Genomic DNA, 19,109 nt, shown 5'->3' on the forward strand with positions numbered 1-19,109 from the left:
AGAGCAGCCAAAGCCAACCAGACTATCCTTTCATGATAGAATGGCCCATTTTATCTCTTTTGGTGGTTAGATAACGCTCATTGTGTACGTTACTGGCAATTTCGATTGGAATGTTTTCTACCACTTCCAAACCATAGCCAATTAAACCAGCCCTTTTAGTTGGGTTGTTACTCATCAGGCGCATTTTGGTTACACCTTCCGATCTTAATATCTGTGCACCTACACCGTAATCGCGTTCATCACCTTTAAAACCAAGTTTAATGTTGGCTTCAACAGTGTCAAAACCAGCATCCTGTAAGTTATAAGAACGCAGTTTATTAATAAGTCCAATACCTCTACCCTCCTGGTTCATGTAAACTACAATACCTTTACCTTCTTTTTCGATCATCTCTAAAGCTTTATGCAACTGCGGACCGCAATCGCAACGGCACGAGCCGAAAATATCACCGGTAACGCAAGAGCTGTGTACACGTGCTAAAATAGGTTCATCGGCAGTCCACTCGCCTTTTGAAATGGCTAAGTGAGTAGCATTATTATCCAGTTGCGTATAAGCCGTCATTTTAAAATCGCCCCAGGCAGTAGGCAGAGCAATGCTCACTTCCTGTTTAATCAGGCTATCTAAATTTAAACGGTAAGCAATCAGATCTTCAATTGATATAATTTTTAACTGGTGCTGCTCGGCAATTTTAAATAAATCGGGAAGACGCGCCATTTCGCCATCTTCTTTTAAAATTTCGACCAATAAACCAGCAGGTTTCATACCAGCCAAACGGGCTAAATCTACTGCAGCTTCGGTATGACCTGCCCTGCGAATTACGCCACCATCTTTGGCAATTAAAGGAAAAATATGTCCTGGCCTGCCCAATTCTGCCGGATCGGTTTTAGGATCAACCAATGCCAACATGGTTTTAGAACGGTCGCTGGCCGAAATACCTGTGGTACAACCATGCCCAACCAAATCTACCGAAACTGTAAAATTGGTTTCGTAAGCAGCTGTATTTTTACCAACCATTAAATCGAGGTTAAGCTCTTTACAACGCTCTTCAGTTAATGGTGCGCAGATTAAACCACGACCATAAGTAGCCATAAAATTGATTACCTCTGGTGTTGCATTTTCGGCAGCCGTTAAGAAATCACCTTCATTCTCTCTATTCTCATCGTCGACAACAATAATTACTTTACCAGCTTTTATATCTGCGACAGCTTCTTCTATTGTGTTTAATTTCGTTTGCATTTTATATAGCATTATGGAGGAAAACGCGGCTAATTATCTCTAAACAAGTTTTTATGCTGCAGCGTTAACTTGTACAAATGTACAACCTTATTAAGCAATTTTTGGATTAAAATATCATTTGTAAGTAAAGGAAATGGGGGCTACTTTTCCTTCTTTTTAAACACTTTAAGCAGCATCTGCTTGTAATAATTTACATCAAAAAGTGCCGAATCAACCGTGGCCTTATAGGTTAAAAATGCAGCCAGTGGCGACAGCACAATCATGGCCATCCACATCCCCACTATCGGGTTCAGGTTACCCTCCCTTGCCGATTTCTCTGCAACAGTGGTAATAATGTGGTACACCAGGAAGAACGAAATGGCTACTACAACAGGTAATCCCATCCCTCCTTTTCTGATAATGGCTCCCAGTGGTGCCCCGATAAAGAATAGCAGGATACAAGATGCCGCAAGGGTAAACTTACGCTGGTACTCTACCGTGGTGAAAATAATTTCGCCGGTTAAATCGGTTTGGCGTGGTGCCCAGTTGGGTACGTGCTGCATAATATTGGCTACCACATTCGTGGCATTATCAAGGGCCTGCTTGCGCGATCCGTTGGGAATACTCTTCAGCACCACATCATCTATTTTAGCGGGTGCAGCCTTTATTTTGGTGTAACCTTTAGTAACATTAAACTGCTTAAAATTACTGGTTAAATTCTCGATGGTACGCATGTGTATGGTATCGAGCTGCTTGGTAAGCGAATCGCGTTTGCGCACAATCCCTTTCAGGTTTAACATCGGGGTACTGTTGCCAAATGCGTTAGGGTCGGTTTTATTGCCATCAAACGACGACATATCAAAACGTGGCGCAGTTTCTTTAAACCTCCTGCGCGAGAAAACCTGCCTCGGGTTGTACATCCCGCTGCTGCTCGCCTGCTCTTCGTACTGTACGCCGTTTTTAAGGCTCAGCACTAGAAACTTACCATCGGCAGTTTTTTCCATCTTGCCTTCTTTGGCCAGAATTACCTTCGGAATACCGTTGTTTTCTTTATGATCGTAAATCATAATGTTGTGTAGGGTACCATCTTCTTCTTTCGAATCGACACGGATGGCATAACCCGGTATGGCATTGTTAAACACGCCCGGCTTAATCAGGAAGGATAGTTTTTTATTGCGGATATCGTACAGCAGCGAACCAAACTTCAGATTGGCTTTGGGCAACATGTAGTTGGCAAAGAAAAACGACGATACAGTAAGGATTAAAATCACCACAAAAAGAGGCCGCATGGCTTTCTGCAAAGAAATACCAGCTGATTTAATGGCCACCAGCTCGTAATTTTCGCCCAGCGAACCGAAAGTCATGATAGAAGAAAGCAGCACAGATAGTGGCAATGCCATCGAAACGTTGGCTGCCGAGGCATAATACATCAGCTCCAGAATGGTGTACCATTCGAAGCCTTTGCCAATGAGATCATCAATCCATTTAAACAGAAAAAACATTAGCAGGATGAACATCATTACAAAAAATGTTGCAATGAATGGTCTTACGAATGCTTTTATTAATAGAAGATGTAGTTTTTTCACCCTACAAAGGTAAACAATGCGCAGATAATATTATGCACCCAAAACACTAATCAGGTAATCGATCTGGTTATCCCAGATTAATTTCTTCTCGGCCAGAAGTTCATCAGTAGTAAAATCGGTAATCGAGAGGGCTACATCGTTGGTTAGTTCATCCTGTACAATTTCCATCTCAAAATAACATTGAGGCTCATCATCCAGCCATTTAAACTTTACCAGTTTATTTTCCTTAACCGAAACCATTTTCGCTTTCAGTTGCTCATCATCCCAGGTAAACGTATATACCTGATCGCGGAAAACCACATCATCGGCAAACCATTGCGACAAACCGTTGGGCTCGCTTATAAAGCTGTATAATATTCTTGGTGACGATCTAACTTCGTACTCTAGTGTAAATTTTTTCTTTTCTGCCATATTAGTACACTACCAGAATAATTTCCGGATTATTTTAAATGTTATTTTTCTAAAGAAAGGTATTTTATTCTATATCTGCAACTCTTATCATTTTTTTGATTATTTACCCAATTTAACGGATTTAATAGTTGGTTATTGGGTTAATTGTTTAAATCGGTTAACTGCCTCCTAACTCTAAATCGGCTGTCACCCTAAGGGTTAATTTATTTCATAAAATCAATATTAGTGCAGCCCCCTCGGAGTCGTCATTTCGAGCGGAGTGCAACGTAGCGACAACCACGCAGTGCTCAGCGAAGCTAAATCTATTTAAAGATCTCTCCATTTTGCTGCGCTTCAGTCGAGATGATGATTCTTCTATTGGGACTGTCAATGGTATCAGAGTCGAATGGCCATACTCATTCGCCAACTGAATTACCTTTCTTAGTAATATTAAAGCCATCGTACTTGTAATCCATTAGCATAATAAGGTTTCACATATCCGTACAAACAAAAACAAGCCCAAATCAGCCAGGTAGAGCCAAACTAAAACCCATTCAATTCATTTAATTTTACTGTGCTATAGGGCTTTAAATGTTTTTTCACATTTATTTTTATTAGAATGTATATTTATCCTATATTTGCAGCTCTTAAAAATAACCACATCTGTATTTACGTTATTTAGTAAATATAAACCCGGCGGGGTAGCTCAGATGGTTAGAGCGCAGGATTCATAACCCTGAGGTCGGCAGTTCGATCCTGCTCCCCGCTACTTAAACGGCAAAAAGCCTTGAAGTTCGAACCCTTTCTTCGAAAGGAGCTCAAATTCAAGGCTTTTTCGTTTTCATGATGCTTTCTCATGAAAACGAAAAAAAATGCATAAATTCATTACTAACTGAAAATGAGGCAATTATTAGTTCGATCCTGCTTGGGTTAATCCAACCGGCGAAAATTACTTTAAGCACTGGTTAACAAGCGCTTATGGTTCGAACTAATAAATCGCTATGGTTTCTTTTCTTGATTTTCTTTCTTAAAATGATCTTCAACGATTATCTCTGAAAACCTTTTTAATGTTCGAATTACCTCTTGAGCTTCCGCATCAGAAAAATGTTTGAACATACCTAATGCTTTAACCTCATCAATCGTTAGGTCATTTAAACGGTTAACCTTCAAACTATCGTGATCTTGCATGAATCAATAGGGAGGATTAAATTTATTACACATATGCCTGATAAATATTAAAATTTGCAATAGAATAAGTACCGTCTAAAATGACAAGTTGATCCGGGTGGAAACAAACCTTTAGGTTAGCCGCCAATAGTAATCATACTTCGATTTTTTATGGTATTGGGGTCGATATGCTCAAAGTCGGTAATCATTTGTCCGCCCAATTCTTTCTTCTTACTCATGATGGATTCTATAATCAGCGGCAAAACTTCTTCATTATTTCTAAGTGCAGAAAGCAAATCAGTTTCCCCGTTAGAAAATAAGCAGTTTTTAAGCTTACCATCTGCAGTAAGGCGCATGCGGTTACATGTACTGCAAAAAGGTGCAGTCATTGTACTGATAATTGCGAATGAACCTTCATGACCGGGAATCATAAAATGTTTTGCTGTATCGTGTGGCACTCCTTCAACCGGCAAGACCGTAAAATCCTGTTCAATTTTAGAGAGGATTTCTTGCAGCGAATACATTTTATTGCTAGTCCATTTATTTCCGTTAAAAGGCATAAATTCGATAAACCTAACCTGAATCGGGTTATATTTTGTCCAGTTTATAAAATCTTTAATTTCGCCATCATTCATCCCTTTCATCACCACCATATTAATTTTAACAGTGATTTTCTCCTGAAGCAGCAGTTCTATATTGCTGCGAACCTGATGAAAAACATCCCGGCGGGTAATAAGCATGAATTTTTCGGGCTGTAAGGTATCCAGACTGATATTTATACTCTTAATTCCTGCGTCTTTCAAAACCGGTAGCATCTCGGCAATTCTTGTTCCGTTTGTAGTAATTACAAGTTCTACAGGAAGTTTTCCCAACTCAGAAATAATTGAAGCAGCATCCTTTCTTACCAAAGGTTCTCCTCCGGTCAAACGTATTTTTTTTACGCCCTGTTCTACAAATATCTTGGCTAACTGAACAATTTCGTCGGTCTGCATTAATCTTGAAGCCGGTGTGAAATCGTATTCTTCTTCCGGCATACAGTAAAAACAGCGGAAATTACAATTATCTGTTAGGGATATTCGAAGATAGTCATGTATTCGTCCGAAGGAATCTGATATCATATCGTTTCTTTAGTATTACTCATTTTGAGATGCTATCTTTTGCTGCCAACTTGATCGCATCCCTAATTCGAAGGTAAGTACCGCAACGACAGATGTTTCCTGCCATGGCATCATTAATATCCTGATCTGAAGGGTTCTTGTTTTCTTTTAACAAAACGGCAGCAGACATGATCTGCCCGGCCTGACAGTAGCCGCATTGAGACACGTCCAGTTCCAACCAGGCCTTTTGCAAAGGATGGTTATTCTTTTCGGACAAACCTTCAATTGTTACCACTTTTTTGCCTTGGGCACGACTAGCCTTTGTTACACAGGAACGAACAGCCTCTCCATCCAAATGAACCACACAGGCACCGCATTGTGCAACGCCACACCCAAACTTTGTACCTACAAGACCGACGTGATCTCTCAATATCCACAAGAGTGGTGTTTCGGGATCAGCATCAAGTTTATATTCCTTTTTATTAATATTTAAAGTAATCATATTATGTATAATTATTCAATTTAAATTAGACACTTGTAGGTTCGGGTTGCGGCATAGCAAAAGGTTGCTGATAGTGACGTTTTCCTGTAGCCTTATAGAGCGCATTGGCCACTGCACCAAACACCGGTGGAAAAGGCGGCTCACCTAAACCTGTTGGGTCAATATCGTTTTGAACAAATGAAACATCCACTTTCTTCGGCGCTTCATGCATTCTGATGATTCTGTATTTATGGAAGTTATTTTCCTGAACCACTCCGTTTTTATGAGTAAGCCCGCCATACAAACTATTTCCTATTCCGTCTACAACAGCGCCCTGCACCATATTAGTGGCAGCATCAGGGTTGATTACAATTCCCGCGTCAACTGCACTGAACACACGTTCCACATAAGGCTCACCATCCTTTAAAACCATGTCTACAACATGTGCGGCATAAGAGTTATGGCAGAAATAGGCAGCCACACCCCGGCTAAATTTTTTATTTAGTGGATCCGACCATCCGGATTTTTCCTTTACTAAGCTTAGGACACCGGCATAACGGGCAGGATCATATTCATTATTTTTCCCAACCGGGTTATCTTTTGCCCTTTTTAAAAGTTCCAGTCGAAAATCAATCGGGTCTTTACCCATAGCTTCGGCAAGTTCGTCCAGAAAGGATTGCTCAGCGGCCGCTGCAAAATTAGATCGGGGTGCCCTGAAAGCACCAATTGTAATATTTGAGGGAATCTGCCATCCCTCCGCCAAATAATTGTCAATTGCTCCGGCAGGAAAACGGTTTGCATGAACAGCATGTTCAGGGATGCCGCCGCCTTTAACATGAAAAGCTAATAGCTTCTTATTTTCATCGAGTGCTGCCCGGTAAGTGGCAGTGTACATTGGCCTGTAAATACCATAAGTCGTATCATCTTCGCGAGAATAAATCAGTTTAATTGGTGCTTTCGATTTTTTAGAGATCAGGGCGGCTTCGATCAGATAATGTCCGTAGGCTCTGCGCCCAAATCCGCCGCCCATTCTGGTCATTTGTATCTCTATCTTATCGGCAGGCAGGTTAAGAACTTTCATCAGTGTAGGCTCTGTCCAACCGGGTGCCTGAAGTGGTCCGACTACTAGCGCCTTTTCCTCTGTTACATGAGCGAAAAAGTTCATCGGCTCCATACAGTTATGCGCAAGAAAAGGTGCTGTATATGTACGCTCGATAATCGTTTTCGCATTTTTGAAACCGGTTTCAGGGTCACCATCCCGGCGCAACAATTGGGCTGGCCGAGCTCCATACTCAAGCATTTTTTTATATTGATTTTCGGTACTTTCCAACTCTCCCGGAACAATAACTGTGCGGCTTTCTCCCCGGCCCGCCATTGTATCTTTTACATCGCCGGCCGGCATCCATTCAACAATCAGCTTCTTCCTTGCATTCATCACTTCCCAGGTTGTTTTACCTACAACAACAAGGAGTTCATTAAAAGTTCTCGTATCAAAACCACCCTGGGCAAAACCATCCTCATAAAGTTTCAAACTGAAAACATCTTTAACCCCGGGCATTTTCAGGCATTGGGAAGCATCAAAAGATTTCAGCTTCATACCAAAACCAGGCGGATGCTGAATCATGGCGATCAGCATACCTTCATGTTTGTAATCAAGCCCAAAAAGTGGTTTTCCACTTATTATCTTTTTCCCTTCAACATTTTTTTGCGATTTCCTTACAATGCTAAAATCCTTAACGTCCTTTAACTTAATCCCCTTTGGAACAGGAATCGCAGCTGCTTTGGAAGCAAATTCGCCATACTTGCCTTTCTTACCGCTTTTTTCATGATAAATCATGCCCATTTTGCTCGTTAGCTCTACTATTGGCACTGCCCAAGTTTGCGATGCAGCCTGCATCAACATATTTCTAGCTGTAGCACCTGCTTCTCTTAGTGGTTTCCAATACATGCGCATGGAATTGCTTCCTCCGGTAAATTGCGGTCCGAGTTTAACATTGTCGTGAGGGCCCATTTCCACAGTCACATTTTGCCAGTCGACATCAAGCTCCTCTGCAACAATCATTGGCAGGGAAGTCATTACATTCTGTCCGAATTCCGGGTTTGGACAAATAAGCGTAATGGAGTTATCCGCAGCGATTTTGATATAGCCGTTAATTTCTGTCCACTGCCCTGCAGGCAATCCATTGTCATTGTTGGGCAAAGCCAGCTTGGCCAGCCCGCTGAAATGTATCATTAACCCACCTGTTGCAATCAATGATGTTTTCAGAAAGGTACGCCTGCTATTTTCGGTTTGATTTATTTCCATCTGCTAAGATTTAATAATGTATAATCTGATTATTTTTCCGGAGGCGCAAAAGCGCCGGTGGTTAGCCATGTAATCCAGGCCTTTTTGAAATCTGCATGTGAAAGTGGTGGCAATGTACGTCCCTCGCCTGGATTCCATCCGGCAAGAACAAGGCCGTCATCGGCATGTGCAATAAGCTTTTTCATGTCCTTGTTTCCGTTCGTTTTGGGATCCGTAAGTTGCCTGGCCAGTTGATTCTCGGTTCTGCCCTGAAAAACCATTCTCATGTTTGCAGGAGGTAGATGCCATTCAGGATTTCCCGGAGGTGTATGCAAACCCGGCGTATTAGTGGGCTGGTGGCAGTTTGAACATTTCATCGCGTAAACACCTTTACCCTCTTTACCTCTTTTTGGCAACATTGCATGTATGTGGCTGTCATCGCCCTGCAAAGGGACATCTCCTGACGGATGACAATTCATACATCGCGGACTCATCAATACTGCATAAACCTGTTTGAAAGCAGTTACCGATGCAATGCTGTCCTTCAACACAATTGGCTTAACCTCGTTTGGCTTACTATCAACTGTTAGAGAATCTGCTCCAAAGGCCATTAAAACCACAATTGAAGATAATATGGTGACCACGAATAATGATCTTACAGCGCCACGGTATTTACTGTTTTTATTTGGTCTTTCAATCATATGTTTTGTTTTGTAGTTATTCTAATATAATGATATTATTGGATACTTATTCATCTATTAACCTGAAAATTAGACCTCTGCAAAATTATGGTCATTTATTGAATTATCTAATGCAGGTTACCTGAGACAATTGCTTTTTCAATCAATTCCGTTCTTAATTTAACCGGATCCGTTTTTCCACTTGCAAATCCGTCGCCCTGAATTTCCAGTACCTCTCCTGTTTTCCCAACATATAGCGGCCATTTGGCTAATCCCTGGCCGTTGGGATCTCCGGTTTTTGCAAAGTTGCTCCAATAGCTGTTCATCATTTTCGCCACTTGCTGATCCTGAGGATCAATTACCGCTCCGTTTCTGCTCGTCAGGTTGTCAAATACATAGGAGATTTCCGATGCATGGGCAGCCCCGAAACGCATTCGCCCTCTTGCTCCGGGCGAGATATAGGAAAACAAATAGACATAGGCAGGCATACCTTTTTTCGAAAATGCGCTGGCAGTAAACCGGGCCGGCTCTGCCCATACCTTATCTGTTATGACCATCGTCCGCACCTTGGCAAAATCTGTACTTCCATCCGGGTCGTAAACTGATTTTGCCTGTTCCTGCATACTACCAAACAGATTAAATAACTGCTCTTTTGAATTTGCACTGATAAACCCTGCTTCAACCTCGGCACTATTGGAGCCTATTATCAGTGAAACTTTTGGTATTTTGCCTGCTTTATAAGCGGTCTCTGCTGTTTCAGTAACCAAACTACCGTCCAGGATTGGCCCTGAATAAGTCGGTGCTCCGCCCGGGCCGTTGCTTTCCTGTCCGCCGTCAATAACATCCTCCACACTAAGCGAACGAAGTTTGGCAAGTGCTGCTGCGTCTGTACCTTCAATGCCATGCTTTTTGGCAAAATTTACGCCAATGGTTTCTGCAGAGATTGGATAATAGGGATCAGCATTTTCTTTGCTGATTGGTCGTCCCGTCAAGACCCCGTCGCGTCCGCCGCCTGATTCAACGATTGCCTTTTGGAACAGCCCCCTTGCGCTCGGAATCGTTAGCAGGGATTGTACTGATACTCCGCCCGCTGATTCTCCGAAAATAGTGACGTTTTTTGGATCTCCACCAAAGGCAGAAATATTAGCCTGAATCCATTTCAGCGCTGCTATCTGATCCATATAGGCATAACTGCCTTTAAACTCATCCTTTTTTTCATTTGTTAATGCAGGGAAAGCAAAGAAACCCAGCCTGCCCAGACGGTAATTGATAGTGATAAGCATTACGCCCTGTTTTGCAAAGTTGACGCCTGAATAGCCCGCCTGAGCACCACTTCCAAAAACAAAAGCCCCTCCGTATATCCAGACCATTACAGGCAGTTTTGCATACTTACCGGCACCAGCCGGGCGCCAGATATTTAGAAAAAGACAATCCTCCGAAGAGCTTGCCGAGATTTTGTTTCCGTCTCTTGGAAATCCCATTTGGGCCGGGTCAGCACCAAACTTACTCGCATCCCTTATCCCTTTCCAAGCGGTAAGTGGCTGAGGAGGGCGCCACCGGTTTTCTCCAACAGGCGGAGCAGCAAATGGAATTCCCTTGAATATCGAAACTTCTCCCTCGTTGACCCCTTGCAGACTTCCATACTTGGTATTTACCACCGGGCCGGGCTGCTGAGCATAGCATGAGATGCTAATACAAATGGCTAAAGAGAGAAAAAATAGTTTCATAAATTATGATTCGTAGTTAATTACTTTTTAATTGGAGCTTCCACATCAGAAAAGTTAAGCACCATCTGCGGTAAACGAAGCCCCTTAACAGAAATACCGGCTAACTCACTATTGAAAGCTTTAAGCTCATCGGCAGAAAATTTAACATCAGCAGCTCTGGTATTTTCGAGCATATGAACCATTTGTGTCGTACCCGGAATAGGTACAATCCAGGGCTTTTTTGCAAGTAGCCAGGCAAGTGAAATTTGTCCGGGGCTTGCCTGCTTTTTAGCTGCCCAGTCTTTTAAAAGAGTTACCAGTTTCAAGTTATTAGATAGGTTTTCAGCCGTAAACCGGGATTCCATTCCTCGAATGTCACCTGGGGCAAAGCGGGTACCTTCATCAATTGCTCCTGTTAAAAACCCTACTCCAAGCGGGCTCCAACACACAAAGCCAATCCCCAGTTCCTCACAAAGCGGAATGATTTTTTCTTCGGGTCCACGCCACAACAGCGAATATTCATTTTGAATTGCTGTTACAGGGTGGATTGCATGTGCTCGTCTGACTGTTTGTACACCTGGCTCGGATAAACCATAGTGCAATACCTTACCTTCTTTTATCAGGTTTTGGATAGCCCCAACCACATCTTCGATTGGTACAGCCAGGTCTACGCGATGTTGGTAAAGGAGATCAATCCGGTCGGTTCGCAGGCGTTTGAGCATCCCTTCGACAACTTCCTTAATATGGGCTGGCTGACTGTTGAGACCAGGCAATCTTTGCCCTGTTTTTTGATCAATGTTCCAGCCATACTTGGTCTCAATTACGATTTTGTTTCTGAAGGATGAGGTTGCCTCACCCAATATCTTTTCACATTCAAAAGGGCCATATGCTTCCGCCGTATCAAACAACGTTACTCCCGCCTCGTAGGCTTTTCTGATAATATTAAGCATCTCAGGTCTCGATGGAATTGTCGTCTGATAAGTCCGATGCATATTCTGAACGCCAAGACCGATAGCAGAAACCTCCAGTTTACCCAGCATTCTCTTTCCTGGTTTTGCCACTAAGGGCTTAACTTCCGACTCAGCGTTAGCAGCAGTTGTAATGCCTGGCATCATGGAGAGTCCCGCGAGCGCAAGTCCTCCTTTCAGTAAATTTCTTCTATTGAAATTCTGTGAGAATTTGTTGTTATCCTGATCTTGCATAAATATAAAAGGTTCTGTGCTAAAATTAATTTGTTTTGACAGCCAGTTTTACTGCCCTTGACAGTTTCGAAAAAGTCAACGATCCCATTTTCCACTTGCCATTTTCCTTTACATACACTTCTGTAACCATAAATGGATTGATTACTTCATTGCTGCCAAGAACGGCGACCAGATCAATATCATTCAATAAAATAGCGGTATTGCCGATGATATTTACCGATGCTGAATATACTTCGGCTTTCTTATAATGGATGCCCCCTGATTTAATCACATTCAGTTCTCTTTCGGTTCCCCAACTACCTCCCATATGCACGAACATTGCCTTTGTATCAAATAGTTTACCTAAAGAGTCTACATTCTTATCTGCCATCCATACCCATTTTTTTTTGGAAAGATCCAGTACCTCTTGTTCTGATTTTGTCGGCGTAGTGGATTGTGCATTAGCAACATTGAACATTGTTATTAGTATTAAAATGCTAAAAAATACTTTTTTCATATTTAATTTATTTTTGATCTATCTATTCTCTATCTATCTTATATAATCTTCCCTGATCTGTTATGGCGTACAATGCACCATCAGTTCCCTGAGTGATATCACGAAAACGTTGGCTTTCCCCTGCAAGTAGCCGCTCTTCACCGGTAACACGGTTATTGTCAATTATCAACCGCACAATATGCATTCCGCTTAACGAACCTATGAAAAGATTATTTCGCCATTCAGGAACTCGTTCACCCTTATAAAATGTCATACCGCTTGGTGAAACCACCGGATCCCAATAATACATAGGTTGCGTCATGCCATCTCGTTGCTGAATTCCGGTAAGTACTGGTTGCCCACTATATTCGAGTCCATAAGTAATTGTCGGCCAGCCATAATTGGCACCTGGCTGAATCCTGTTTAATTCATCTCCTCCACGAGGACCATGTTCGCTTTGCCAAAGTTCACCGGTTACCGGATGAATCGCCAGCCCTTGGGGATTTCGGTGACCGATGGAATATAACTCAGGTAGCGCACCTGGCTGTCCTGTAAAGGGATTTCCGGCGACAGGTTGCCCGTCCCGGTTGATCCTGATCACCTTACCGATAGATGCGCTTGTAGATTGAGCCTGGGCCCTGGTCACATTATCTGCACGTTCGCCTGTACTGGCAAATAAATTACCGGACGGATCAAAGACCACTCTTCCTCCATAATGATTTACCCCGTTATATGCCGGTGTAGAGCGGTAGATTATCGTTACTGCCTCTAAGGACCGTTCATCACTTGAAAGCCTTCCTTTAGCGACTGAGGTGCGGTTCCCACCGGTAGTTGGCTCAGAAAAAGACCAATAAACCATTCTATTGCCTGAAAAATCCGGATCAAGACATATACCCAGCAACCCGCCCTGTCCATTTGCATTAACCGCAGGAACCCCTGCTATTGGATCGCTGATCGTTCCGCTGCCATTTACTATTCTCATTCGTCCCGCCTTTTCATTAATCAAGAACCTGCCGTCTGGCAATACTGCTATTCCCCACGGGGCAACGAGCGCTGAGGTGACTACGGTCGTACGAATCCGTGTGGAAGTATTTACAGCAGCAATTCTGGTCTGCCCGGCGAAGGCTGGGCTATAACTTGAATTTGGAGGGTTCCGCTCTACCGATGAGTCAGAAGTTGGAACGGTAGGTGCCGGCTCCCCGGCATCAGGTTCACTTTTTTTCGAACAGGAAAGCAATGTAAAAGTGACAGTGCAAATGACCAGTATGATCCGCGAATAGTTTAACATAGGTAGGTTCATACTCAAATAAACAGTTTTAGTTTAGATATCAAGTCTTATAATAGACGGTTCAGGAAATTTCATAGATGGTTTAAGGATTTCCATAGATGGCAAATGTTTTTATTGGAGCGATAGATGATTTATTTCAATTCATCTATGTATTTCGCCTGACTGTCTAGTAGAAAAAAAACTTCGGGATAAAAATCGCTCCTTTGCAAATTGATGGTTGAGATTTAATGTATATTGAAACATCAAAGCAAATATTTATAATTTTAAGTCATTCATGACGCGTTATCACAAAATATTCCGGGCGGTTTTTAGCATCGACTTCGTTGCGGTTATCGCATTGTTTATAGGTTTTTTTCTTCCGCTTACAAAATCAGTGGAAATGCCCGCAGTGTTCTGGATAAAGCAGGGTATTGAATATGCTATTTATACCATATTATATTTTGGAAACCTGTACCTGCTTTTCCCAAAACTGGCAAATAAACGGTTCGGCTTCCTTTATTTCATTATCGTTTGCCTGATAGTTTACATTATTCCAATATTTCTTCGCTCGATCAGGAAGGCAGTTGAACTTTATGCTGAAATGGAGAAAGCCTATACCGCGGCAGGACAGAAGTTTTGGGCCAGTGACCATTGGGATACCACGATAGTCATTACTGTTTCTGTAGTTTTCATTACCTTAAGTTATATCTCGGCTGTTGCAAAAAAAATGCATCGAAACCAGCTTGCCTATGAAACCTCGGAACGGGAGAGAATCAGCGCAGAGCTATCCTTTTTAAAAGCACAGATTAATCCCCACTTCTTTTTCAATACCCTGCACACGATATATGCTTTGATGGATACCGATCAGCCCGCCGCCAAGAGTTCAATTTACAATCTCTCCCACATGATGCGATATGTCCTTTATGATACCAGGGGTGAGCGAACTTCGTTACTTAAGGAAATCGATTTCATTGAGGATTACATTGCGCTTATGAAAGTCCGGATATCTCCTGAAGTGCAAATAATCGTTGATAAACAGCCTAATTTGCCTGATATGGAGATTGTGCCGATGCTTTTGCTGCCCTTCGTCGAAAACGCTTTCAAACACGGCATCAGTGCCATTCAGCCCAGTTATATATTTATTGGTATATCCGTGGTGGACAATAATTTGAAGTTCGAAGTTCGAAATTCGCTCTTTGAAACCCTTGGCAAGCAGCTCGATGAAGATCCTGGAATTGGCATTGCCAATACCAAACGACGGCTGGATCTGCTTTATCCGGAAAAGTACAGTCTGGAAATCGACCGGGATGAAAATGCAATGGAACACAGCATCACTTTAAAAATTAGTAAATGAAAATAAATTGTATTGCGGTCGATGATGAGCCGGCGGCACTAACCCTCGTTAGTTCCTACATAACCAGAACTCCGTTTTTGCAGTTAGTAGCAAAATTCAACAATGCCCTTGATGCTTTAAAGCATATTCACGCCGATCTTACCCTGCACTTAGTTTTTCTGGATATCCGCATGGCAGACCTGAACGGCGTTGAGCTGGCAAGGATCATCGAGCAATCGGACAAGAAAAAAAATTTGAGGGTAGTATTTACAACCGCTTACGACCAGTATGCCCTGGAGGGTTTTAGGGTAGATGCATTAGATTATCTTGTCAAACCATTTAGTTTTGTCGACTTCTCCAAGTCGGCCACCAAAGCCTATGATTATTTTATAATGAAGGAAAATAGCTTGGTTCAACCCGAGCGTATTACTTCCCAGCCGGAAGACGTCAAACAATATGTTTACGTAAAAGTTGAGCATCAGCTGGTCAAGGTGGAAATAGAAGATATTCTATATATTGAAAGTCTTAAGGATTATGTAAAAATTCATCTCAAGCATTCAGACAAAGCATTGCTTACACTAACCAGCCTTAAAAAACTACAGGAAAAATTGCCGGTAAATCAATTTATCCGACTTCACCGGTCGTTTATCGTTTCAACCTCTGCGATCAAATCTGCCACTAAAACATCGGTACTGGTTGGCGATACAACCATTTATGTTAGTGAACAGTTCAAGGAATCTTTCAATACATTTCTAAACAAATGGATACTATAACACAATTAGTTTAAGCTACGGAATTCATTTGGGGTACTGCCAACACGTTTTTTGAATAGCCTGATGAAATGCTGTGGGTATTTAAAACCAAGCTCATAAGCAATTTCGCTAACTGATTTATCAGTTTCAAATATTTTGTCTTTTGCAACGTCAATAATTTTTTCCTGGATAAAATCCTGTGCGGTTTTCCCGGTCTCCTTCTTAATGAGATCGCCAAAATAGTTTGCAGAAAAATGCAGCTCCTCGGCGCAATAGGCCACAGAAGGAAGGCCAATTGAGTATGGCTTTTCTGACAGAAAATAGCCATTTATTAATGCTTCAAAATTTTCCAGAACGCCTTTATTTACAGTATCCCTGGTAATGAATTGCCGGTCATAAAAACGCTCACAATAATTCAGCAAAAGTTCTATAGTGGAAGCAATCAGTTTCTTGCTATGTTTATCAATCGCATTGCGAAGTTCAGCATCGACCTTTGCAAAAAGATCCAAAACCAGCTGCCGCTCTTTTGAAGAAAGATGCAAAGCCTCGCTGGTATGATAGCTGAAGAAATGATAATCGGCCAATGCCTTTCCCAGCGAAGTACCCCGGATCAGATCCGGATGAAATACCAGGCCGTGCCCTTTAGGCTGATAAATATCTATTTTATTTTCTACATCAACTGTTTGCCCCGGAGCAATGAAAACCAGTGTGCCCTCCTGATAATCATAATAATGACGTCCATACTTGAGGTCGCCGCACTTCACATCCTTTAAGAATATACAGTAGACACCAAAATCCATTTTACTTCCCGAACGCTCCCCGGCCTTCGAAAAGTCAATCACACTCACCAGCGGATGATGGGTCTCGTGGTTGTTGAAATCATTGTACGCACTGATTGACTTGAAGTTATATTCCTTTTCCATCCTGTTATCTCTTTACTAATACAAACTTAACAATTTCAGTAGTGTTATAATTAGATTAGAAGTGCTATCAGTAAAATTGGTAGTAAAAGCAGGAATCTGTATACCTGTCGAGCCATCAACGGGTCGGATATTTGTACTCTATATTTAATACTAGAATAATTTATCTATGGAAACAGTAAAATTAAACAACGGCCTCGAGATGCCTATATTGGGATTTGGGGTATTTCAGGTGACTGATCTTAAGGAATGTGAAAGAAGCGTAATCGATGCTATAGATAGCGGGTATCGCCTGCTTGATACCGCTGAATCGTACATGAATGAAGAAGCTGTTGGAAAAGCAATAAAGGCGAGCGGGATCAGTAGAGAAGAGCTCTTTGTGACCACGAAATTGTGGATAAATTCGAATGGTCATCAAGGTGCCAAGACGGCTTTTGAGAACTCCCTTAAAAAACTACAACTCGATTATCTTGACCTTTATCTTATCCATCAGCCTTATGGCGATGTGTATGGCGAATGGCGGGCAATGGAAGAACTGTATAAAGAAGGAAAAGTAAAGGCCATCGGCGTCAGCAATTTTCAGTCCGACCGACTAATTGATCTTATTATCCATAACGAGGTTGTACCTGCTGTAAATCAGGTAGAGACGCATCCTTTCCATCAGCAGATAGATGCACATCAGTTTATGAAGGACAATAATGTGCAGATTGAATCTTGGGGGCCTTTTGCAGAAGGTAAAAACGATATGTTCAAAAATGAGGTACTTGGTGGCATTGGGAAGAAATACAATAAATCGATTGCCCAGGTTGTATTGCGCTGGCTTACCCAACGCGGTATCATAGCCATTCCAAAGTCTGTTCGTAAAGAGCGTATGCAGGAAAACATCAACATTTTCGACTTTCAATTAAGCGCCGAAGAAATGGAAACCATCAAAACGCTTGATTCCGGTACCAGCAGTTTCTTCGACCACCGTGATCCGGCAATGGTAAAATGGTTGGGTGAGCGAAAATTAAATCAATAATAAAGTTACCATTATGGAAAAAAGAATATTGGGCAAAAACGGGCTGGAAGTATCAGCCCTGGGCCTTGGATGTATGGGCCTTAGTTTCGGTTACGGACCGGCAGCAGAAAAAAGTAAAGCGATCGAACTGATTAGATCAGCATATGAACAGGGAATAACATTTTTTGATACCGCTGAGGTATACGGACCATATACGAATGAGGAGGTCGTGGGCGAGGCGATTCAACCCTTTAGAAACGAAGTGGTAGTCGCGACTAAATTCGGCTTTAAAAATGCCAGGACCACTGAAGGCCTGGATAGCCGTCCGGAAACCATAAGAGCGGTGGCTGAAGCATCGCTTAAAAGATTGCGCACAGATCGAATCGATCTTCTCTATCAGCACCGCGTAGATCCAAATGTACCGATGGAAGATGTAGCCGGTACAGTAAAAGATCTGATCGCTGAGGGAAAAGTAAAACATTTCGGGCTTTCGGAGGCGGGGGTTTTTGCTATACGGCAAGCCAATGAAGTATTATCGGTAACGGCTTTGCAGAGCGAATATTCATTGTGGTGGAGAGAACCCGAACAGGAAATCCTACCCCTACTTGAGGAACTCGGAATTGGCTTTGTTCCATTTAGCCCACTTGGCAAAGGATTTCTAACGGGTAAGATTGATGAAAAAACAAGTTTTGACAAATCCGATTTTCGCAATACCGTTCCAAGGTTTTCTGAAGAAAACCGAAAAGCAAACCAGGTATTGGTTGATCTGCTCGGTAAAATTGCCACAAAACAGAATGCGACCAATGCGCAGATCGCACTGGCCTGGCTCCTGGCACAAAAACCATGGATAGCCCCCATTCCGGGAACCACAAAACTGAACCGTCTTCAAGAAAATATTGGAGCAGCAAGTGTGGAGTTATCTTCTACCGATCTTCAGGAAATCGAGACAGCAGTATCCAACATCCAAATTCAGGGACATCGCTATACAGCGCAGGCACAGCAAATGATTAATAAATAATAAAAACAACTAATAAATCAGATATGAAAAAGTTATTTTTTTTAACGTGTCTTCTGGGTGGCCTAATGGCGCAAGTTACATTTGCCCAGAATACTCCGATATTTCCAAAAGGGGAAAAATCTCCAAATGTGCATCATACGGGCAACGTATGGCTCACAGAGCTTAATGCGCCCGACAGTGTATTCTCTTATGGAACTTCTGTTGCAATATCTGACCCCGATGCACGCCTGAACTGGCACATTCATCCGGGTGGTCAGATCCTGATCATCACCGACGGTGAAGGATATTACCAGGAAAAAGGCAAAGAAAAAAGGACGGTAAAAAAAGGTGATGTGATCAAATGTATGCCGGGAGTGGAACATTGGCATGGTGCAACACCAAAAACAGGAGTTACCTATATTGCCACCTCGCCATCAGCAAAAGGAAAAACCATCTGGCTAAAAAAGGTTTCAGACGATGAGTATTATGGTAAGAAGTAATTCAATATTTCTCCTATTTTTTATTCCCTTTATTTTCTCAGAGTGTAAGTCAGATAGGC

The 19,109-nt window shown here is 42.2% G+C and carries 18 protein-coding genes and 1 tRNA gene; 6 read left to right on the top strand and 13 right to left on the bottom strand.

Going from position 1 to position 19,109, the window contains the following annotated elements; translation table 11 throughout:
• Nucleotides 1-22: 22 nt before the first annotated feature.
• The 3 genes from HWV58_RS02810 to HWV58_RS02820 all read right to left on the bottom strand — a co-directional run bounded on the left by HWV58_RS02810 (nt 23) and on the right by HWV58_RS02820 (nt 3,210).
• Nucleotides 23-1,234 (bottom strand): bifunctional 3,4-dihydroxy-2-butanone-4-phosphate synthase/GTP cyclohydrolase II, encoded by a 1,212-nt coding sequence (locus HWV58_RS02810; RefSeq protein ID WP_175632604.1) that lies wholly within the window; start codon nt 1,232-1,234, stop codon nt 23-25.
• A gap of 140 nt (nt 1,235-1,374) precedes the next feature.
• Nucleotides 1,375-2,799: an LptF/LptG family permease gene (locus HWV58_RS02815; RefSeq protein ID WP_175632605.1), complete on the bottom strand. Its 1,425-nt coding sequence runs from the start codon at nt 2,797-2,799 to the stop codon at nt 1,375-1,377.
• Nucleotides 2,800-2,829: 30 nt separating this feature from the next.
• Nucleotides 2,830-3,210 (bottom strand): START-like domain-containing protein, encoded by a 381-nt coding sequence (locus HWV58_RS02820; RefSeq protein ID WP_124558313.1) that lies wholly within the window; start codon nt 3,208-3,210, stop codon nt 2,830-2,832.
• 674 nt (nt 3,211-3,884) lie between these two features.
• On the opposite strand from HWV58_RS02820, the gene HWV58_RS02825 reads away from it, so the two are divergent.
• Nucleotides 3,885-3,958: transfer RNA gene (locus HWV58_RS02825), tRNA-Met, on the top strand.
• Nucleotides 3,959-4,188: 230 nt separating this feature from the next.
• On the opposite strand, the gene HWV58_RS02830 is transcribed toward HWV58_RS02825, so the two are convergent.
• The 9 genes from HWV58_RS02830 to HWV58_RS02870 form a co-directional block, all read right to left on the bottom strand.
• Nucleotides 4,189-4,377: a hypothetical protein gene (locus HWV58_RS02830; protein WP_175632606.1), complete on the bottom strand. Its 189-nt coding sequence runs from the start codon at nt 4,375-4,377 to the stop codon at nt 4,189-4,191.
• A gap of 116 nt (nt 4,378-4,493) precedes the next feature.
• Entirely contained in the window at nt 4,494-5,474 is a 981-nt protein-coding gene (moaA, locus tag HWV58_RS02835) for a GTP 3',8-cyclase MoaA (protein WP_175632607.1), read from the bottom strand.
• A 19-nt stretch (nt 5,475-5,493) separates the two neighbouring features.
• Nucleotides 5,494-5,955: a (2Fe-2S)-binding protein gene (locus HWV58_RS02840; RefSeq protein WP_175632608.1), complete on the bottom strand. Its 462-nt coding sequence runs from the start codon at nt 5,953-5,955 to the stop codon at nt 5,494-5,496.
• Between the two features lie 25 nt (nt 5,956-5,980).
• Complete coding sequence (locus tag HWV58_RS02845) at nt 5,981-8,239, bottom strand: xanthine dehydrogenase family protein molybdopterin-binding subunit (protein ID WP_175632609.1); 2,259 nt, start codon at nt 8,237-8,239, stop codon at nt 5,981-5,983.
• 29 nt (nt 8,240-8,268) lie between these two features.
• The gene (locus HWV58_RS02850) at nt 8,269-8,919 is read right to left on the bottom strand and encodes a hypothetical protein (protein ID WP_175632610.1); all 651 of its coding nucleotides are present in this window, start codon (nt 8,917-8,919) and stop codon (nt 8,269-8,271) included.
• Between the two features lie 107 nt (nt 8,920-9,026).
• Complete coding sequence (locus tag HWV58_RS02855; protein WP_175632611.1) at nt 9,027-10,625, bottom strand: carboxylesterase/lipase family protein; 1,599 nt, start codon at nt 10,623-10,625, stop codon at nt 9,027-9,029.
• Nucleotides 10,626-10,645: 20 nt separating this feature from the next.
• The gene (locus HWV58_RS02860) at nt 10,646-11,806 is read right to left on the bottom strand and encodes an aldo/keto reductase (RefSeq protein WP_175632612.1); all 1,161 of its coding nucleotides are present in this window, start codon (nt 11,804-11,806) and stop codon (nt 10,646-10,648) included.
• Between the two features lie 25 nt (nt 11,807-11,831).
• Nucleotides 11,832-12,302, bottom strand: a complete 471-nt coding sequence (locus HWV58_RS02865) for a nuclear transport factor 2 family protein (RefSeq protein WP_175632613.1) — start codon at nt 12,300-12,302, stop codon at nt 11,832-11,834.
• A gap of 22 nt (nt 12,303-12,324) precedes the next feature.
• Nucleotides 12,325-13,581 carry a PQQ-dependent sugar dehydrogenase gene (locus tag HWV58_RS02870; protein ID WP_394354230.1) on the bottom strand — a complete coding sequence of 419 codons (1,257 nt, stop codon included), beginning with the start codon at nt 13,579-13,581 and terminating at the stop codon, nt 12,325-12,327.
• Between the two features lie 262 nt (nt 13,582-13,843).
• Between HWV58_RS02870 and HWV58_RS02875 the strand changes: the two genes are divergently transcribed.
• On the top strand, nt 13,844-14,902 hold the full coding sequence (locus HWV58_RS02875) for a sensor histidine kinase (protein WP_175632614.1): 1,059 nt from the start codon (nt 13,844-13,846) through the stop codon (nt 14,900-14,902).
• The gene (locus HWV58_RS02880; protein WP_175632615.1) at nt 14,899-15,654 is read left to right on the top strand and encodes a LytR/AlgR family response regulator transcription factor; all 756 of its coding nucleotides are present in this window, start codon (nt 14,899-14,901) and stop codon (nt 15,652-15,654) included. Before HWV58_RS02875 ends, HWV58_RS02880 begins: the two co-directional genes overlap by 4 nt.
• A 5-nt stretch (nt 15,655-15,659) precedes the next feature.
• On the opposite strand, the gene HWV58_RS02885 is transcribed toward HWV58_RS02880, so the two are convergent.
• Nucleotides 15,660-16,556, bottom strand: a complete 897-nt coding sequence (locus HWV58_RS02885; protein ID WP_175632616.1) for a helix-turn-helix domain-containing protein — start codon at nt 16,554-16,556, stop codon at nt 15,660-15,662.
• Between the two features lie 166 nt (nt 16,557-16,722).
• Here HWV58_RS02885 and HWV58_RS02890 point away from each other — a divergent pair, with 166 nt between their 5' ends.
• Genes HWV58_RS02890 through HWV58_RS02900 form a run of 3 tightly spaced genes read left to right on the top strand, consistent with a single transcriptional unit; the run spans nt 16,723 to nt 19,050 of the window.
• On the top strand, nt 16,723-17,574 hold the full coding sequence (locus tag HWV58_RS02890; RefSeq protein ID WP_175632617.1) for an aldo/keto reductase: 852 nt from the start codon (nt 16,723-16,725) through the stop codon (nt 17,572-17,574).
• Nucleotides 17,575-17,587: 13 nt separating this feature from the next.
• A complete protein-coding gene (locus HWV58_RS02895; protein WP_175632618.1) occupies nt 17,588-18,571 on the top strand; it encodes an aldo/keto reductase in 984 nt (327 codons plus the stop codon).
• A 23-nt stretch (nt 18,572-18,594) separates the two neighbouring features.
• On the top strand, nt 18,595-19,050 hold the full coding sequence (locus HWV58_RS02900) for a cupin domain-containing protein (RefSeq protein WP_175632619.1): 456 nt from the start codon (nt 18,595-18,597) through the stop codon (nt 19,048-19,050).
• The last annotated feature ends 59 nt before the right edge of the window (nt 19,051-19,109 follow it).

It is taken from the genome of Pedobacter ghigonis, assembly GCF_903166585.1.
In the GTDB taxonomy this organism is placed as follows: domain Bacteria; phylum Bacteroidota; class Bacteroidia; order Sphingobacteriales; family Sphingobacteriaceae; genus Pedobacter; species Pedobacter ghigonis.

Bases quoted from the DNA above. Each gene is read 5' to 3' on its own strand.
- HWV58_RS02810 (WP_175632604.1), bottom strand. From the start codon at position 1,234: ATGCAAACGAAATTAAACACAATAGAAGAAGCTGTCGCAGATATAAAA.
- HWV58_RS02820 (WP_124558313.1), bottom strand. From the start codon at position 3,210: ATGGCAGAAAAGAAAAAATTTACACTAGAGTACGAAGTTAGATCGTCA.
- HWV58_RS02830 (WP_175632606.1), bottom strand. From the start codon at position 4,377: ATGCAAGATCACGATAGTTTGAAGGTTAACCGTTTAAATGACCTAACG.
- moaA (WP_175632607.1), bottom strand. From the start codon at position 5,474: ATGATATCAGATTCCTTCGGACGAATACATGACTATCTTCGAATATCC.
- HWV58_RS02840 (WP_175632608.1), bottom strand. From the start codon at position 5,955: ATGATTACTTTAAATATTAATAAAAAGGAATATAAACTTGATGCTGAT.
- HWV58_RS02845 (WP_175632609.1), bottom strand. From the start codon at position 8,239: ATGGAAATAAATCAAACCGAAAATAGCAGGCGTACCTTTCTGAAAACA.
- HWV58_RS02850 (WP_175632610.1), bottom strand. From the start codon at position 8,919: ATGATTGAAAGACCAAATAAAAACAGTAAATACCGTGGCGCTGTAAGA.
- HWV58_RS02855 (WP_175632611.1), bottom strand. From the start codon at position 10,625: ATGAAACTATTTTTTCTCTCTTTAGCCATTTGTATTAGCATCTCATGC.
- HWV58_RS02860 (WP_175632612.1), bottom strand. From the start codon at position 11,806: ATGCAAGATCAGGATAACAACAAATTCTCACAGAATTTCAATAGAAGA.
- HWV58_RS02865 (WP_175632613.1), bottom strand. From the start codon at position 12,302: ATGAAAAAAGTATTTTTTAGCATTTTAATACTAATAACAATGTTCAAT.
- HWV58_RS02870 (WP_394354230.1), bottom strand. From the start codon at position 13,581: ATGAACCTACCTATGTTAAACTATTCGCGGATCATACTGGTCATTTGC.
- HWV58_RS02875 (WP_175632614.1), top strand. From the start codon at position 13,844: ATGACGCGTTATCACAAAATATTCCGGGCGGTTTTTAGCATCGACTTC.
- HWV58_RS02880 (WP_175632615.1), top strand. From the start codon at position 14,899: ATGAAAATAAATTGTATTGCGGTCGATGATGAGCCGGCGGCACTAACC.
- HWV58_RS02885 (WP_175632616.1), bottom strand. From the start codon at position 16,556: ATGGAAAAGGAATATAACTTCAAGTCAATCAGTGCGTACAATGATTTC.
- HWV58_RS02890 (WP_175632617.1), top strand. From the start codon at position 16,723: ATGGAAACAGTAAAATTAAACAACGGCCTCGAGATGCCTATATTGGGA.
- HWV58_RS02895 (WP_175632618.1), top strand. From the start codon at position 17,588: ATGGAAAAAAGAATATTGGGCAAAAACGGGCTGGAAGTATCAGCCCTG.
- HWV58_RS02900 (WP_175632619.1), top strand. From the start codon at position 18,595: ATGAAAAAGTTATTTTTTTTAACGTGTCTTCTGGGTGGCCTAATGGCG.